At 61.1% G+C, this 15,343-nt stretch carries 15 protein-coding genes; 8 read left to right on the forward strand and 7 right to left on the reverse strand.

Annotated features, from left to right (window positions below; translation table 11 throughout):
* The first annotated feature begins 307 nt into the window (after nt 1-307).
* From G572_RS0107765 to G572_RS0107795, 6 genes are all read left to right on the forward strand, one after another.
* Nucleotides 308-952, forward strand: coding sequence for a LysE family translocator (locus G572_RS0107765; RefSeq protein WP_029057979.1), 645 nt, complete (start codon nt 308-310; stop codon nt 950-952).
* Nucleotides 953-1,013: 61 nt separating this feature from the next.
* Complete coding sequence (locus tag G572_RS0107770) at nt 1,014-2,339, forward strand: aspartate aminotransferase family protein (protein ID WP_029057980.1); 1,326 nt, start codon at nt 1,014-1,016, stop codon at nt 2,337-2,339.
* Nucleotides 2,336-3,151, forward strand: a complete 816-nt coding sequence (locus tag G572_RS25400) for a hypothetical protein (RefSeq protein WP_051241983.1) — start codon at nt 2,336-2,338, stop codon at nt 3,149-3,151. The genes G572_RS0107770 and G572_RS25400 overlap by 4 nt, the downstream gene beginning before the upstream one ends.
* A gap of 35 nt (nt 3,152-3,186) precedes the next feature.
* Nucleotides 3,187-4,626, forward strand: coding sequence for a M48 family metalloprotease (locus G572_RS0107780; RefSeq protein ID WP_037546223.1), 1,440 nt, complete (start codon nt 3,187-3,189; stop codon nt 4,624-4,626).
* Between the two features lie 77 nt (nt 4,627-4,703).
* Entirely contained in the window at nt 4,704-5,732 is a 1,029-nt protein-coding gene (locus G572_RS25890; RefSeq protein WP_156884513.1) for a glycosyltransferase family 2 protein, read from the forward strand.
* A 6-nt stretch (nt 5,733-5,738) separates the two neighbouring features.
* Nucleotides 5,739-6,788 carry a glycosyltransferase gene (locus tag G572_RS0107795; RefSeq protein ID WP_029057982.1) on the forward strand — a complete coding sequence of 350 codons (1,050 nt, stop codon included), beginning with the start codon at nt 5,739-5,741 and terminating at the stop codon, nt 6,786-6,788.
* A 22-nt stretch (nt 6,789-6,810) separates the two neighbouring features.
* On the opposite strand, the gene G572_RS23055 is transcribed toward G572_RS0107795, so the two are convergent.
* From G572_RS23055 to G572_RS25900, 3 genes are all read right to left on the reverse strand, one after another.
* Nucleotides 6,811-7,506 (reverse strand): FkbM family methyltransferase, encoded by a 696-nt coding sequence (locus tag G572_RS23055; RefSeq protein ID WP_051241989.1) that lies wholly within the window; start codon nt 7,504-7,506, stop codon nt 6,811-6,813.
* Between the two features lie 4 nt (nt 7,507-7,510).
* Nucleotides 7,511-8,395: a class I SAM-dependent methyltransferase gene (locus G572_RS25895; RefSeq protein WP_156884514.1), complete on the reverse strand. Its 885-nt coding sequence runs from the start codon at nt 8,393-8,395 to the stop codon at nt 7,511-7,513.
* 72 nt (nt 8,396-8,467) lie between these two features.
* Nucleotides 8,468-9,538, reverse strand: a complete 1,071-nt coding sequence (locus G572_RS25900) for a glycosyltransferase family 4 protein (RefSeq protein ID WP_084649956.1) — start codon at nt 9,536-9,538, stop codon at nt 8,468-8,470.
* A 245-nt stretch (nt 9,539-9,783) separates the two neighbouring features.
* On the opposite strand from G572_RS25900, the gene G572_RS0107810 reads away from it, so the two are divergent.
* A complete protein-coding gene (locus G572_RS0107810; RefSeq protein WP_029057983.1) occupies nt 9,784-10,872 on the forward strand; it encodes a YeeE/YedE family protein in 1,089 nt (362 codons plus the stop codon).
* Nucleotides 10,873-10,885: 13 nt separating this feature from the next.
* Here G572_RS0107810 and G572_RS0107815 read toward each other — a convergent pair whose 3' ends face one another.
* The 3 genes from G572_RS0107815 to G572_RS23065 form a co-directional block, all read right to left on the reverse strand.
* Nucleotides 10,886-11,584: an SDR family oxidoreductase gene (locus tag G572_RS0107815; protein ID WP_208979064.1), complete on the reverse strand. Its 699-nt coding sequence runs from the start codon at nt 11,582-11,584 to the stop codon at nt 10,886-10,888.
* A gap of 80 nt (nt 11,585-11,664) precedes the next feature.
* Nucleotides 11,665-13,824, reverse strand: a complete 2,160-nt coding sequence (locus G572_RS25410; RefSeq protein ID WP_051241993.1) for a 3'-5' exonuclease — start codon at nt 13,822-13,824, stop codon at nt 11,665-11,667.
* Entirely contained in the window at nt 13,817-14,203 is a 387-nt protein-coding gene (locus tag G572_RS23065) for a response regulator transcription factor (protein ID WP_037546226.1), read from the reverse strand. Before G572_RS23065 ends, G572_RS25410 begins: the two co-directional genes overlap by 8 nt.
* Nucleotides 14,204-14,382: 179 nt before the next feature.
* Here G572_RS23065 and G572_RS0107830 point away from each other — a divergent pair, with 179 nt between their 5' ends.
* Nucleotides 14,383-14,799 carry a hypothetical protein gene (locus G572_RS0107830; protein ID WP_029057985.1) on the forward strand — a complete coding sequence of 139 codons (417 nt, stop codon included), beginning with the start codon at nt 14,383-14,385 and terminating at the stop codon, nt 14,797-14,799.
* 7 nt (nt 14,800-14,806) lie between these two features.
* Here the strand turns inward: G572_RS0107830 and G572_RS23070 are convergent, their stop codons facing one another.
* Nucleotides 14,807-15,301: a hypothetical protein gene (locus G572_RS23070; RefSeq protein ID WP_156884518.1), complete on the reverse strand. Its 495-nt coding sequence runs from the start codon at nt 15,299-15,301 to the stop codon at nt 14,807-14,809.
* Nucleotides 15,302-15,343: the final 42 nt, after the last annotated feature.

A 15,343-nucleotide genomic window follows, 5' to 3' on the forward strand; every position in this document is an offset into this window, starting at 1 on the left:
GTCTCGGTGCACTGGCATCCGTTCTCACGCCCCCCGTTTTCGATGGCGGGATGGCCGACGCCGCTTCTCACGATCTATCCGGCGAAAGGGGCCTACATGTGGCGCGAGACGCAAACAGACAGGCAGCGCTTCGCGAAAACACCGGCAAGCCGAACGGGCGGGCATCTTCGGGGCGCCCCGTTTCACCTGTGCGGACGGGATTTGTTCCGGGGCCACGACAGGCTTGAAAGCGCCATCGACCACGCCACGGGCTGCATGATAGTCTCACGTTCGACGCGCATGAAACCGGCACGTCCAGGAGTTTGAGATGGCATTCTTGCCCGACCCCGCCACGATGGTCACCTTCACGCTGGCCTGCCTTGTGCTCGTGCTCACGCCCGGTCCGGACATGACGCTCTTCGTCGGCCGTTCGCTCTCGGAAGGCCGCGCGTCCGGCATGGCTTCCATGCTCGGCGCGCTTGCCGGCAACGTGATCCACACGCTCTTGATCGCCTTCGGCCTTTCGGCCCTGATCGCAGCGTCCGCGCAGGCCTTCTTCGTCGTCAAGATCGCCGGCGCAATCTATCTGCTGTGGCTTGCCGTCCAGAGCATCCGCCAGGGGTCCGCGCTTTCGGTCACCCCGGACACGACAGCCCAGCGCAAGCCGCTGTCGCGCGTCTTTGCGACCGGCATCCTGGTCAATTTGCTGAACCCGAAGATCATCCTGTTCTTCCTGACATTCCTGCCGCAGTTCGTCGCCGCGCACGATCCCGACGCCGCGGCCAAGATGCTTTTTCTCGGGCTCTACATGGTTCTGTTTTCCCTGCCGTTTTGCGCCGGGATGGTGCTGATGGCGGAAGGCTTCTCGAAATCGCTGCGCCGCTCGCCACGCATCATGCGCGCCATCGATTGGCTCTTCGCCGGCATCATCGGCGGCTTTGCCGTCAAGATCCTGCTCACCAGCCGCACCTGACAACACCAGCTCCGTTTCATTTGTTTCCCGCAACCAGAAGATCCCGCGAAATCAAAGACTCATGACCCACATCTTTCCGCGACATACCGCCATGCGCCCGCCCCACGCCGTTTCGGGCGACGGCTGCTACATCATCGACAGCACGGGAAAACGCTACCTCGACGCCTCGGGCGGGGCGGCCGTGTCCTGTCTTGGCCATTCCGACAAGACGGTGACGGAGGCAGTCAAACGCCAGCTCGACACGCTTGCCTTCGCCCACACCGGCTTTTTCACCACCGATATCGCGGAAGACCTCGCAGACCTTCTGATCGCCAACGCCCCGGAGGGCCTTGAGCGCGTCTATCTGGTCTCCGGCGGATCGGAGGCAACGGAAGCGGCGATCAAGCTCGCCCGGCAATATCACCTGGAACGGGGCGACCCGTCGCGGGCACGCATCATCGCGCGCCGCCAGAGCTATCACGGCAACACGCTCGGCGCGCTGTCCGCCGGCGGAAACATGTGGCGCCGCGAGCCGTTCAAGCCGTTGCTGGTCGACATGTCCCACATCTCGCCCTGCTACGCCTATCGCGGCCAGGCCGACGGCGAGAGCGAGGCCGATTACGGTCGCCGCGTCGCCGACGAGCTCGAGTCCGAGATCCTGCGGCTCGGACCGGAAACGGTTGCCGCCTTCATCGCCGAACCGGTCGTCGGCGCGACGCTTGGCGCGGTGCCCGCGGTCGAGGGATATTTCAAGCGCATCCGCGAGATCTGCGACCGTCACGGCGTTCTGCTGATCCTCGACGAGGTGATGTGCGGCATGGGCCGGACCGGCCACCTCTTCGCCTGCGAGGCGGACGGGGTGTCCCCGGACATCCTGTGCATCGCCAAGGGGCTTGGCGCCGGCTATCAGCCGATCGGCGCGATGCTGTGCAGCGGCGAGATCTATCGCGCCATCGAGGAGGGCTCCGGCTTCTTCCAGCACGGACATACCTATCTCGGGCATCCGGCCGCCGCTGCGGCCGGACATGCCGTGGTCTCCTCCCTGCTGGAGCGCGATCTGGTCACCCGCGCCCGCACCATGGGCGAAACGGTGAAATCCGCCCTGGTCGAGCGTTTCGGCCAGCACCCGCATGTCGGCGACATTCGCGGACGCGGCATGTTCCTCGGTCTGGAGCTGGTGGAGGACCGCGAGACCAAGGCCCCCTTCGATCCTGCCCGCAAGCTGCACGCAACCATCAAGAAAGCCGCCTTTGCGCGCGGTCTCGTCTGCTATCCGATGGGCGGCACGCTCGACGGGCGCTCCGGCGACCATGTGCTGCTGGCTCCGCCCTTCATCCTGGAAGAGGCACAGGTCACCGAACTCGTCGACAAGCTTTCCGGCGCCGTAGCGGACGCCCTGGCACATTGAACGCCCCGCGCCCCAGTCCCGCCAAGTTTCTGGCGAGACTGGCGGTGCTCGTCTGCGCACTCCCGCTCGCGGCCGCCGCGACACAGACGGACCAAATCCAGATCTCACTGCCGGACGGATGCCTTCCGGACGACGTCGCCGCCGCGCAGGACATCGAAGGTCGGCTTCGAGGGGCGGAACTGAGCGCAAGGGATGGCAACATGTATCGGCAGATCGATCTTCACATCCCGGCGGAGGTTTCGGGTGTCATGGCGGACGGGGGAACGATCCGTCAGCTGCGGTTTTCGGATGTCGCGGGCCGCCCCGATCGCTGGCAACGCCGGCGCGGGCATCTCGTCGACGCCGTCTCCGGCGGCTGGGTCGCCAAAGACCTTGTCGAAAGGGGCCTTGCGATCGCGGCGCCCGACCGCGCCCGCCCCGGCTGTTTTCCATCCCTCCTGAAGGTCGAGAGCACGGCCCGCGCCCGCAAACAGGGTCTTTGGGCAAGCGAAAAAGTGCACTCCGCCCACCGTCCGGACGCCCTGCTTGCACGCGTTGGGCACTACACGCTGGTCGCCGGACGGGTGCTGTCCGTTGGAGAAACCCGCTCAACGCTCTATCTGAATTTCGGGTACCGCTGGAGCCGGGACTTCACCGCAACGATTGCCAAGGAGGAATTGGATGCATTCATCGCTGCCGGGGTTGACGCGGGGTCCCTTGAAGGGGCAGCTATTCGTGTTCGCGGCATGCTTCGGCAGTCTGGCGGACCCCTTGTCGAGATCTCCCACCCCGCACAGATCGAGCGGCTCGAAACGGATGGCGCGCGCCGGTGAACACCTTCCCGTCCCTTGACGTCCTGAGCGGACACATGCGCCGATGGCTTGCCACCGGTGCAGCCCTGCTGATCTTGTCCGGCTGCCAGATCTCCGGCTCCTCGCCCATCGAGATCGGGACGCCGGCGCCGGGAACCCTGCGCCCGGGGCTGGCGGCGGACCTCGGGGCGCGCGAGCATCCCCGCGTGGTGGCGACCTATGGCGGCATCTATGAAAACAGGGGCGCGGAACGCGCCGTCGCCCAGGTCGTCGGGCGGCTGGTGGAAGCCTCGGACGATCCGTCCCAGACCTATCGCATCACCATCCTGAACTCGCCGGCCGTCAACGCCTTTGCGCTTCCGGGCGGCTATCTCTATGTGACCCGCGGTCTGCTGGCGCTTGCCACCGACACCTCTGAAGTCGCCGCCGTTCTCGCGCACGAGATGGCGCATGTAACCGCAAGCCACGCGATCAAACGCCAGGAGCGCGCGGAAGCGACGGAACTCGCCGGGCGCGTGCTCGGCAATGTGGTGCGCGATCCGGACCAGGCGCGTGCCGCGATCATGTCCTCGCAACTGTCATTCGCACGGTTTTCGCAAATCCAGGAACTGGAAGCCGATGCGGTCGGCGTGCGCACGCTTGCACGCGCGCGTTACGACCCCTTTGCTTCCGCACGTTTTTTGATGTCGATGGGAAAATTCGCGGCCTATCAGAGTGCCCAGGGCGACCAGAGCACGGCCCCGGACTTCCTCTCGTCGCATCCGACCACGCCGGAGCGGATCCAGACCGCCGTGCGCGCCGCGCGCCAGGTCGGCGCCCCCGGCCTCGGCGAGCGCGACCGCGACGCCTATCTCACCAAGATCGACGGCATGCTCTATGGCGACGATCCGCTCGAAGGCTTCATTCGCGGCCGCTCCTTCCTGCACAAGGCGCTCGGCATCAGCTTCACCGTGCCGCGGGGCTTCGTGCTGGAAAACTCGCCCGAAGCCGTGCTCGCCAGCAACTCCTCCGGCACCGCATTGCGCTTCGACGGAGCGGATCTGACCGATTTCGCCTCGCTCAGCGCCTATATGACCAGCGGCTGGATCAACGGACTGGTGCGCGACAGCGTGCGCGAGGACACCGTGAACGGGCTTCCCGCAGTCACCGCATCCGCCGTGACGGACGGCTGGTCGTTCCGCATCGCGGTCGTGCGCATCGGGCGCACCGGTTACCGTTTCATCTTTGCCTCGCGCACCGGCGGCTCCGCCTTCACCCGCGACTACGAGAAGACGGTGCAAAGCTTCCGCCAACTCACGCCGACGGAACGCGCCCGTCTGCGGCCGTTGCGCATCAAGGTCATCCGCGCCGATGCCGGCGACACGCCGGAACGGCTCGCCGTCGGCATGAGCGGCGTGGAGCCCTCGCGCCGGCTGACGCTGTTTTCGATTCTCAACCAGACACCGCCAGGCGAGGCGATCCCCGCCGGCACGCCGCTGAAGCTGGTGGTCGACTGACCGGCTCCCGAAGACGGCTCAGCCGCCATCGACCTTGCTGTATCCGATTTCCAATTTTCAACGCTTTATCAGACTGCTTGGAAATTCGACGAGTTTCTGATAACACTACCTATCGGGACAATAAATCCCATCACGATAAAGTATTAAAGACGAATATGCCTCCCCAAGAAACAATCGGCATCATGATTTGCACTGCAGAGCGCCCTCAAATGCTGGAGGCGTGCTTGAGAACTTTAGCTACACAAGAACTTCTGGAATTCGATCGCGCAGAGATCTGTGTAATTGACAATTGCGAGAAAAGAAGCGCTCAAGCTGTTGTAGAAAAACTGGCCGACCTGGGCGGCTGGCCCATCCACTATTTTCGCGAAGTGCGAAAAGGCATTCCTTACGCACGAAATCACTCAATCGATGTGGCACTCGATCGCAGCTACAGTTGGATCGCGCTCATTGATGACGACGAGAAGGCCAGTGAGGGCTGGCTCGCGGCACTGCTGCAGGTTGCCCGAAATGAAGCCGCAGACGTCGTTTCCGGGCCGGTCATCAGGTCCTATGCCGCTGCGCCCCCGTCGTGGTGGAAAACTCTGAAGCCGATCAACGGCTCGACCGGCGCGGTTCTGACTGAAGCGCCTACAAACAATACGCTCTTCGCCCGGAAGTTAATCGATCCGCATCAATGCGGACTTCGCTTCGAGAATGCACTCACCTTTGGATTTGAAGATATCGACTTCTTCCAGCGAGCACATGCGCTGGGGTGCAAAATAGTCTGGGCTCCAGACGCCATTGTCGAAGAAGAAATCCCGCGAAGCCGAGTGAGCCCAGAACGTTTGTTGCAGCGCGCAATGTCGAGCGCAGCAGCTCACGCGTTCGCCACCAGTATCCGGAATGGTCGTCAGCGCTCTTTCCTAAAGTTCTTGCCACGAGCCAGTCGCCGCATAGTCGGAGGCGTAGGCCTGTCTGTTGCAGCGTGGCCGTTTCATGCGATTGGTCTTTCTCGCGGCACACATTTCCACTACAAGGGCCGCCTGCGTTTGGCTCGCGGCATCGGCAACGTTCGCGGCCTTTTTAAACGCCCTCCCGACTACTATGGCACTATTGACGGGCATTGAAACCTCATGGTCGATTCATCTCCTCGCGTTTCGCATATTCACCTTGGGATCAAAGGAGGTGCTGAGCGCTTTTTTGTAAATCTTGTTCGCGCCTTGGCAGAGCGTGGCATTGCGCAACAAGCGTTTCTGTTTCCTGATCGCGTTTGGAAGGATCAGATCTCCGACGTTTGCTCAATTCATGAATTTGGTTTTAGCCGATCTCATATTGCCCGCTTTTTTATCAATCAACGTATTTCCAGAATAAACAAGAATTTCGGCGCAAATGTCATGATGTCCTGGATGCCACAGGCATCACGCTGGTTGCCAGATGATCCTAATATACTCACACTGGCCAGACTTGGCGACTACCCTGAGAAGCTCGATTATTTCGTCAACTGCGACTATCTTGTATGCAATACGCCTGATATCGCAAAGAGCGTTGCTGAGTTGGGATGGCTTTCCGAGCGCACCAGGGTGATCTCGAATTTTACGGATGCCCGGATCGGCCCTTCAGTCCAGCGCTCTCAAATGTCGACTTCCGAAGACGAGTTCGTGATTCTGGGGATGGGGCGACTCGTCAAACGCAAAGGCTTCGATACACTAATTGACGCCCTAGGCCATACCTCAGAGCGGGTTATTCTATGGCTCATGGGCGAGGGAGAGGAAGAGGCGGCGTTGCGTCAAATGATCGAAGAACGCGGTCTGGAGGCACGCGTTCGTTTTTTGGGCTGGACGCTGGATCCCTCACCATACCTTGCGGCCGCGGATGCCCTTTGCATTCCTTCCCGGCATGAACCACTGGGCAATGTCGTACTAGAGGCATGGGCTTGCAAGAAACCCGTTGTCGCAACGATGAGTGAAGGACCCAAGTGGCTGATCGAAGACCAGAAAAACGGTCTGCTGGTTCCCATCGATGACACCGCGGCGCTAGGGCACGCAATCGAACGTCTCTGCCGAGAGCCGGAATTGGCAAGTTACCTTGTGTCGAATGCGCAACATAAGCTGAATACGTCCCATTCACGCGAAGCGATTGCAGACGCGTATCTGGACCTCTTCTCGTCAGGTCAGACTCGGTGATCTGAAATTCGACGTTTGGCGGTCACCGCAGATACAGCTCACTGATACCGTCGGCTGTTGCGAGATTAAATCCAGATAACTCCAGGTATCGACGCAGTTCGCCGATACGAGCGTCGCCAATAACATGGGGATGCATCTCGACGATGATCTTGTTGACCATGGCCAGGTCAGCATTTGGCAAGAGGTCCGCTTCCGCCCCCTCGACGTCCAGCACAAGAACGGACGGCTCGAATGTGCTCATAACGTCTTGCATGCCGTCGCATTCGACTCGTGTTTTCCCTCCGAGATTACGATCATATAGGCTGGATGAAAATATATTTTCTGCGAAGTGAAAATCAAATGCGCCAGGCCGCGCGGCAATCGCTCTCGTTCGCAGGTTAGGCTCTAGTTGGTTCAAAGAAAAATTCTTATTTATCACACGCTCCAAAAGTGGGTTTGCTTCGTAAGAAAGCACATTGTCGCGGCCGCAGATCTTTGAACAAACCAGGCTAACAAGCCCAATACCCGCCCCAATCTCCAGAACCCGATCTGCCTTTGACAATGCCGCTCTAACGAGCCTCCGTTCAGGCTCCTCGTAGGTTTCCTTGTAGAGCCCCTGTCGAATGGTCTCCGTCACGTCCTCCCGAGACGTGGAAATCTTTACTCCGTCGATCGTAATCATGTCCGGATTCAAGAAGCGTCTCAACCGCTTTCTTATTTTACGCTTGAACTTATTCATACCTTTACCTCGCCACTAATTTTTGCTTGAAAAAAACAGCAAAAAAGGAGGCCTCTTTCGGATCTTGTGGAACTATATGCTCCCGGGCTGCCTTCATGTTTTCAGCCATTCCCATGCAGTCATTGAACTCCACTGCGATTTTCTCGGATGAGAATTTCTTGGGTTTTCGACGCTGATGCCAATAGAATTCCCTCGTAATTCCGTTTCCAAGTGGCCAGATACGAACATCAAATGCGCCAATATCCGCTAGAAGACGGTCTATCTGAGGAGCACCATACCGCCGATAGCCATGATATCTATGCTCAAAAAAGCTGGGTGGCGCGGGAACGAAATGCAAATGCGTCAATATACTAGATGTCTCTGATTCGAGATTGAGTAGCGCTCCTCTATCATGTCGAATGTGCTCGAGCACCGATTGGGAAAAGATGCAATCCGCCTCGCCAATCGAAACCCGGTTTCTACCGATTTCCTGTTGGCGAAAAGAAACTCCGGGCCGCTCATATTGCCGCCATTGAGAACTTTGGAACGCGTCAAGACCAAGATAGTTTCGGTAGGAAATGACGTTCTTCAGGTATTTCGAGTAAATTCCGGACCCGCAACCAAGATCCACGACATCTGGCGACGTTGGAAACAGACTTGACATCATCGAAGCGATGAAATCGAAGCACAGCACGCGGGTTGGGTTGCCGTTGTCGACAGCTTCACCGAAAAGCGCACGCAACCGCGTCGTATCCAATTCAGGCTCATAGGTCTCGACCACTCCGGGAAGCGTTCCAAAGCCTTGCGTCCAACGTTCTACCAACGCATTTCCGCGGTATAAGAACCGCTGGATGCCAGTCAGCTTGTTATCCCCTGAAATCGGCGAAGCCGAACTGCTATACCTGTCCACGATCCGGTCCTTTAAAGCTCTCACACATGTGAAGTGACTTTCGAAAGAAAACAGATTCCGTTCTGAATATCATCACACAGTCGCACCAGCGATTCTCCCGTAGAGAGAATCCAAACTACTGGCTGTTTTTTGTATCGAGAAGTCGTATTCAACCCTTTTTCGCGCACGCTCGGAGAGTTCTATCCGCATCACTGGGTTTCGGACAAGATCTGAAATTGCACCGGAAAAAGTGGCTAGATCCTCAGGACATATTTTCAAAGCGGCATCTCCGCAGACTTCAGCGAGTCCACCGCGAAATGAAGCCACCAAAGCAGCGCCTCCGGCCATCGCTTCAATCGCGGTCCTTCCGAAAGGTTCCGCGAAAATTGACGGCACCAACACGATACTCGCTGTTTCCATTTGAGCCTTGACCGCGGCAAACGGAACGTCTGTCTGAACCCGAGCACGTTCACCGAGCGGACTAAGAGCGCGGCGTACAGCCTGAAGGTATTCTTGGTTGTTATCTAGGGTTGAAAGAAGAAACTCCGACCGCCAGTCAGAAACATCCCTTAGGGCATGAGCGACTGCTGAAGCAGCCTCCAGCCCGCCCTTTACGGGGCTCGCTCGTCCCGCGAATAAAACTGTCTTTTCACGGTTCGACGAAGGGTTCCAGTCTCCGACATCAAGTCCATTGTAAATCGTGGATGTACGACTTGGATCTATGCCAAAGTCGCTAAGGCAGGCTTCTTGGCAAAACCGACTCACAAAAATACAATGAGCGAACCTATCGATTTGTCGGCGCCTCCAAAACAACTTTATTTTGGAGAGCGGTAGACGCATTGAATTGTGCTTATAAAGAACGACCGGAGTATTCTTGAAATTCTTAGCGATTGAGTAAGCAGAAGGAATATGCTGGTGAACTACGATTAAATCAGGTCGCCAGTCCGAAAGGGCTTTTATAAAGGCTTTGATTGGGGATCTAGCATCAGGCGAAATACCTGTAAAAAAGACATCTTGAAACGGCTGATTGACCGCCACGCCAAAAACGCGCGTGCTACTACGGAAAGCCGAATGTCGAACGCTGTCGTGAACACAAAGATCAATAGCAGTGGCGCGCTCAGGGCCAAAATGCATGCCTTTCGGCAAGACGATTGCAATTTTCATTACAAAGTCGCCCCAAAACAAGACACTACCATCTCACTTGTTCGTTTAAAGATTTCCACACGATTGTTAAGAGACACGGTGTGCATTTGGCCATACCCTCTTGACTTCTTCCCGGAGCGCATTCAAGCGCCGTCTCTTTAGGTCGCTCACGCGACACTTCTCGATTGAGGCAAATCAAGGCGGAATGTTCAACTTTGTCCTTGTTTAATTGAATGTAGGGATAAACGCATTCACTTGGACACACAATGGACCTGACCGGATTGTTCGATTTCTTCGGGGAGCCCGGGACCTCCGCGCTCGGAGGCCTCGCAATCGGCATCGCCTTCGGCATTTTCGCGCAGCGCAGCCGGTTTTGCCTGCGCGCAGCCGTCATCGAGTTTGCCAGGGGGAGCATCGGGATCAAGGTCGCGGTCTGGCTGATCGCCTTTACCTCCGCCGTCCTGCTGACCCAGGCGATGCTGCGGCTCGAGCTGGTCGATGTATCGGAAGCCCGGCAATTCGCAGCGCGCGGATCGCTGTCCGGCGCGTTGATCGGCGGCGCGCTTTTCGGCGTCGGGATGGTGCTCGCGCGCGGTTGCGCAAGTCGCCTGCTGGTGCTCTCGGCGACCGGAAACCTGCGTGCGCTTCTCTCCGGCCTGATATTTGCGGTTGCTGCCGAAGCCTCGATCCATGGCATTCTTTCGCCCTTGCGCGAGAAACTCGCGGGGCTTTGGACCGTGGGCGGGCGCAACAGCCTGGACCTGCTCCAGTCGCTGGGACTGGGAGCGGAGGCCGGGCTCGTCATCGGACTCCTGTTCGTTTGTGGCGCCGTCTTCTTCGCACTGCGTGCCGGTCTCGGCCCCTGGGGCTGGCTGGGCGCCGCCGGCGTCGGGGCGACGGTCGCCGCAGGCTGGTGGTTCACCTATCAAATGTCCATCCAGGCCTTCGAACCGATGACCGTGAAGAGCATGACCTTCACCGGGCCCTCGGCCGACACGCTGATGAGCGTGCTGACCCCTCCGGGCAGCAACATCGATTTCGACATCGGGCTGGTCCCGGGCGTGTTCATTGGCGCGGCCCTGGCAGCCCTTGCGGCACGCGAATGGACGTTGCAGGGCTTCGAGGGTGGACGCTCGATGCGCCGCTACATCGCCGGCGCGGTGCTGATGGGCTTCGGTGGCATGCTCGCCGGGGGCTGCGCGGTGGGAGCGGGCGTCACCGGCGGATCCATCTTCGCGTTGACCGCCTGGCTGACGCTTGCAGCAATGTGGGCGGCCGCCGGCCTTACCGATCTTGTCGTCGACCGCCTGCCCCGGGGATCCGGCGCGCAGATCGAAACCCCGCAGCCGTCTTGAGGGCGCCCCCGCCCTACCAGGGGTGATCCTCACCTGTATAGGTCAGGAACCGGCCGCTGTCGGCAAGCGTGAGATCCAGCGCCAGACGATGGATGCCCGCGGCACTCTGCTCGACGGAGATATCCGCCCCGCTGCCGCCCATGTCCGTGCGCACCCACCCCGGATGCACCACGACCACGCAGACACCCGCCTCGGCGAGGTCGAGCGACAGGCCCTGCATCGCCTTGTTCACCGCCGCTTTCGAGGAACGATAGGCATAGCTTCCACCGCGCGGGCGCGCCATGGAGCCCATCTGGCTGGAAATCGTCATGATGCGCGGCGCAACGCTGAGGGCAAGATTGGGGCGCAGCGCAAGCGCCAGCCGCATCGGACCCAGCGTGTTGACGTCGAACTCGGACAGCCAGGCGTCGAAGTCGATCTCCTCCAGCGACTGATGCGCCCCCATCACGCCCGCGTTGTTGAGCAACACATCGACCGCCCGACCCGACAGCGCATCGGCGAATTGCGCGACCGATGCCGCATCGCCGACATCGAGCGCATGAAGCTCAAGCCGCGCGCCATGGCGCGCCTGCAGGGCCTGGAGATCGCTCGCAGTGTCCGGATTGCGGCAGGTTGCGATCACCTGCCAGTCGGGGTCCTCGAGAAAGCGGCGTACGGTCTCGAGTCCGATGCCGCGATTGGCGCCGGTTATGACAAGACTCGACAGGGGCATGGGGCGGGATCTCCAGTTTCGGGACACGCCTGATACGCGCTTCCGCCTCCGCTCTTGTCAAGACGGCACCTCACCCAGGTTCAATATCCCGTCTGGCGACGACGCAATGCCACCTGCCGGTTGGATGCGGAAACCGCATCGTCCAGTGTCCTGACACCAAGCGGCGCGAGCATTTTTACAAGCCGGCTAAACACCTCCGCCGTGGCCAGCGCGTCGCCGAGTGCGGTGTGCCGTGTTTCCGGAGGAAGCGAGACCTCGAAACGCTCCGCGAGCGCATCCAGCGTCAGGCTTTCCTGCGTTCCGAAGACATGCGCTGCGAGAAGAACCGTGTCGAGCACCGGCTGGTCGAAGACCACCCCGCTGCGGCCGCGATACTTCGCCAGGAACGTCATGTCGAAGGCGGCGTTGTGGGCAACAAGCACGCTGTCGCGCGTGAAGCCGTGAAACGACGGCAGGACAGTTTCGACGCCCGGCGCATTCGCGACCATCTCGTCCGTGATGCCGTGCACCCGCGTCGACGCGGCCGGGATCGACCGCCCCGGGTTCACGAAGGCGCTGAAGGTTTCCCCGCGCAGGACCCGGCCGTTGACGATCCGCACGCCCGCAACAGAGAGCATCTCGTCCCCGCGCGACGGCTCCAGCCCGGTCGTTTCCGTATCGAAGACGACATAGGAAAGCGACGCCAGCGGCGCGTCCCCGATGGCCGCCGGCGTTTGCCGCGCGAACAGGTCGAAGTCATAGAATTCCGGGCGCTCCGGCACGGGCGCAAGCGCCTTCTTCGCGCGTCGGTACGCCTGCGGCGGCCGGGCGAGGGGAAGGCGGACCCTGGCGCCGCCGGCCGGGTTTGCGTCACTCCACATCTCGGTCTTGTGCCGGCTTAATACATCGCGCCCCGACATGGCGCCACCCCCCTCTTCGAGAGGTTCCTCCAGCCAGTCGTCCAGACGCGCGACCGGAACCGGGTCTCCCTCGTAGGCAATGTCGAGACAGGCATTCTCGCCGGCGTCGCTCAACGACACCTCCAGCCTGCGAATGCGGGCATGGATCGCGACCCGGTTCAGCATCCGGTCCACCAGTTCGACGATCGACGCACTGTCGCACATCAGCCAGATCGGCGTGCCGGCCGTCGTCACCTCCAGGTCCCGGTCTTCCGAACGCCTGGCCACGATGCATCCGGTCAATGTCGGCGAATAGACCTCCGCCATCGGCCAGGCACCGGCGAGCAGGTCCCCGGCCACCTGGTCGAGACGCTCCAGCCGACCGGCCAGCTCCCGCGTCTCGCCGCAGATCAAGCCATCGAATTCCCGCCGCTCGTCCCGCGTCAGATCCGCCCGACGCAACAACACCTCGCCGGCGGCCGAGAGGCTCGCTATCCTCTGTCGCATATCCTGCGTCACGTCATGCAGCAGCCGGTCCCGCCAGATGCCGGCGCCAAGCTCGTCGGTCACCTCGTCAAACACGGCCACATAGCCGATCGGCGCTTCCTCATCCGCCGACAGCGTGAGCGTCATGCGCCCGCGCAGACTGTCCCGCCGACCGACGGTGGCGGTGAGAAAAGGGGTCGACAGCCCGTCCGGATGGGTCCTATGCCGTCCGGACGCCAGGCGGCGGCAGAGCCGCTCGAGCGTGTGATGCAGCGGCTGTGCCAGTACCAGTGCCGTCAGCCTTCGCTCCAGACCGAGGCTTTCGCCGGGCGTATCGCGGTCGAGCAGCGCTTGCGCATGGCGATTGTAGAGAAGCACATTGTGATCCGTCGTGCAGATCACCACTGCCTGCCGGAGATCGCGAAGCACGGCTTCCAGTCGGCTTTTCTCAAGCTCCGCATCCGTCACCGCGCGCGCGACGGAAGCATCGGTGTCCCGACGCGCCTCGGCAAGCGCCTGTGCGGCCTCTTGCATGGCTGGCGCAAGCAGCCCGAGATAGCGCCCGGTGCCGGAGCCGCTCTTCGGCACTGCCCCCGCGTGAACGCTCGCCCGCAGCTCCGCGCCAAGGCTCATCAGCGGCCGTGCGACATGGTCGTCGAACTTCATCCAGACCCAAAAAGCCAGTCCGGAAATCGCAAACACCGACATCAGGCCGGCGAGAACCAGCCGGGACACGGCCGGGGCGGCGCCGTCTGCCGATAGAAAGACAAACACCAGGGCCGCAACGACCACCGCCGCCGACCCCGCGACGATAAGCGCGAAGAACAGAAAGATGCGAAGCCGCAGGCTCCAGCTTTCGATGCCGCGTCTAGTCATTGTCCGCCTTTCCCTTGCGTCGGGCAGCGATCAGGCCACGGATCGCACCGAGCAGGTCGTGGGTGCAAAACGGCTTGCCGAGATAGACGTCCGCCCCGAGCGCGAGCCCCTTTTTTGCGTCGACCGGACGGGCGCAGGCACTGATCATCACGAGCGGCGTCGCCCGCATGTCCCCGCGCTGGCGGATTTCCTGGCACAGGGCATAGCCGCTCACATCCGGCAACTGCGCATCAAGCACGATGAGATCAGGGACATGGCGCTGAAACTGCCGCCGCGCTTCGCGGGCATCCGCTGCAAGATGCACATCGAACCCGTCACGCGTGACCAGTTCCGCCCAAAGGCGGGCGAGCGTTGCCTCGCCCTCGATGATGAGCACCATGCCGGCCAATGACCTTTCCTCCCGGTCCTCAGTGTGCCCCGTGTCCGCCGGACGTTCCAGAAGGCCCTTCGTCTATACGTGACAGCCCGCAGGCGCCAACGCCGCCCGTCGGGTCATGACAAGGCCATTGCGGTCCTCTATGACGGCGCAAGGCAACACGGGCACAAGGACGATTTCGCATGACCGACCAGATCGCGCCATTTCTCGGGACCTGGATCCTGGACCTCGACGAAAGCGAGTTCGACCAGAGCGACCTGCCCAGATCCGGACGCTGCACGATCGAGGAGGAATTCGGGCTGGTATGCATCCGCATGACGCTGATCACGTCCGAGGGGGAAACGCTGGAAGCTGAAATTACCGGCGTACCGGGCGGCGCTGGCCAGCGCTTGTCGGAAAGCGGACTGGCCGACAGGCTATTCCTGTATTTCGAGGACGAGCAGACCCTGACCTCACAGGCCAAACGCGGCGACCAGGTGCTGATGACGGCGAGGCGCATGTTGTCGGAAGACGGGCGCAGCATGGAAGTCGAACAGACGGTCGAGGTGCCCGGCGAAGGCCCGGTGGTGAACACAGGCATCTACCGGCGGGCGCAATGACACGCCGTCACAAGAGCTGCGGCCAGCGCGCCAGCGTCAGCACCGCAAACCAGCAGATCATCGAGATCAACCCGGCGGTCCGGAACCGTGAGATGGTCCCGCGCGAATCGACCTGGTCCAGCAACCGCCAGGCCGGCACGAGACGCAGGCTCACGGCATTTGCACCCGCAAGCGCGATCAGCAGCATCTTGACCTGAAAGGCCGGAACGGCGGCGATGGCAAAGGGACGCAGCGACAGCAGCGCAAGCCCGCTGAAAAGGGCGAGGATCAGACCCGCAAAGGCAATGGGCGACAGCACCCGCCGCACATCGGACAGCGCCGCCGCCTTCCACAGGCCGAGCAACCGCAGGTTCAGCGGTACGAGCGCACCGACCAAAAGCATGGCGCCGAACAGATGAAGGGTCAGCGCCACGCCCTGCGCGGCTTGCGATTCGGCAAGCATCCGCGCCGCCGGCTGGACGCTCAGCCATTCCAGAAAGGGGGCAATGGATTGGATCGGCATGAAGGCTCCCGCGGGCGCGCGTCTGACCTTTTCATAGACTGA

The sequence above is a fragment of the Stappia stellulata DSM 5886 genome (assembly GCF_000423705.1).
GTDB lineage: Bacteria > Pseudomonadota > Alphaproteobacteria > Rhizobiales > Stappiaceae > Stappia > Stappia stellulata.

Bases quoted from the DNA above. Each gene is read 5' to 3' on its own strand.
- G572_RS0107765 (WP_029057979.1), top strand. From the start codon at position 308: ATGGCATTCTTGCCCGACCCCGCCACGATGGTCACCTTCACGCTGGCC.
- G572_RS0107770 (WP_029057980.1), top strand. From the start codon at position 1,014: ATGACCCACATCTTTCCGCGACATACCGCCATGCGCCCGCCCCACGCC.
- G572_RS0107780 (WP_037546223.1), top strand. From the start codon at position 3,187: ATGCGCCGATGGCTTGCCACCGGTGCAGCCCTGCTGATCTTGTCCGGC.
- G572_RS0107795 (WP_029057982.1), top strand. From the start codon at position 5,739: ATGGTCGATTCATCTCCTCGCGTTTCGCATATTCACCTTGGGATCAAA.
- G572_RS23055 (WP_051241989.1), bottom strand. From the start codon at position 7,506: ATGAATAAGTTCAAGCGTAAAATAAGAAAGCGGTTGAGACGCTTCTTG.
- G572_RS25900 (WP_084649956.1), bottom strand. From the start codon at position 9,538: ATGAAAATTGCAATCGTCTTGCCGAAAGGCATGCATTTTGGCCCTGAG.
- G572_RS0107810 (WP_029057983.1), top strand. From the start codon at position 9,784: ATGGACCTGACCGGATTGTTCGATTTCTTCGGGGAGCCCGGGACCTCC.
- G572_RS0107815 (WP_208979064.1), bottom strand. From the start codon at position 11,584: ATGCCCCTGTCGAGTCTTGTCATAACCGGCGCCAATCGCGGCATCGGA.
- G572_RS25410 (WP_051241993.1), bottom strand. From the start codon at position 13,824: ATGACTAGACGCGGCATCGAAAGCTGGAGCCTGCGGCTTCGCATCTTT.
- G572_RS23065 (WP_037546226.1), bottom strand. From the start codon at position 14,203: ATGGTGCTCATCATCGAGGGCGAGGCAACGCTCGCCCGCCTTTGGGCG.
- G572_RS0107830 (WP_029057985.1), top strand. From the start codon at position 14,383: ATGACCGACCAGATCGCGCCATTTCTCGGGACCTGGATCCTGGACCTC.
- G572_RS23070 (WP_156884518.1), bottom strand. From the start codon at position 15,301: ATGCCGATCCAATCCATTGCCCCCTTTCTGGAATGGCTGAGCGTCCAG.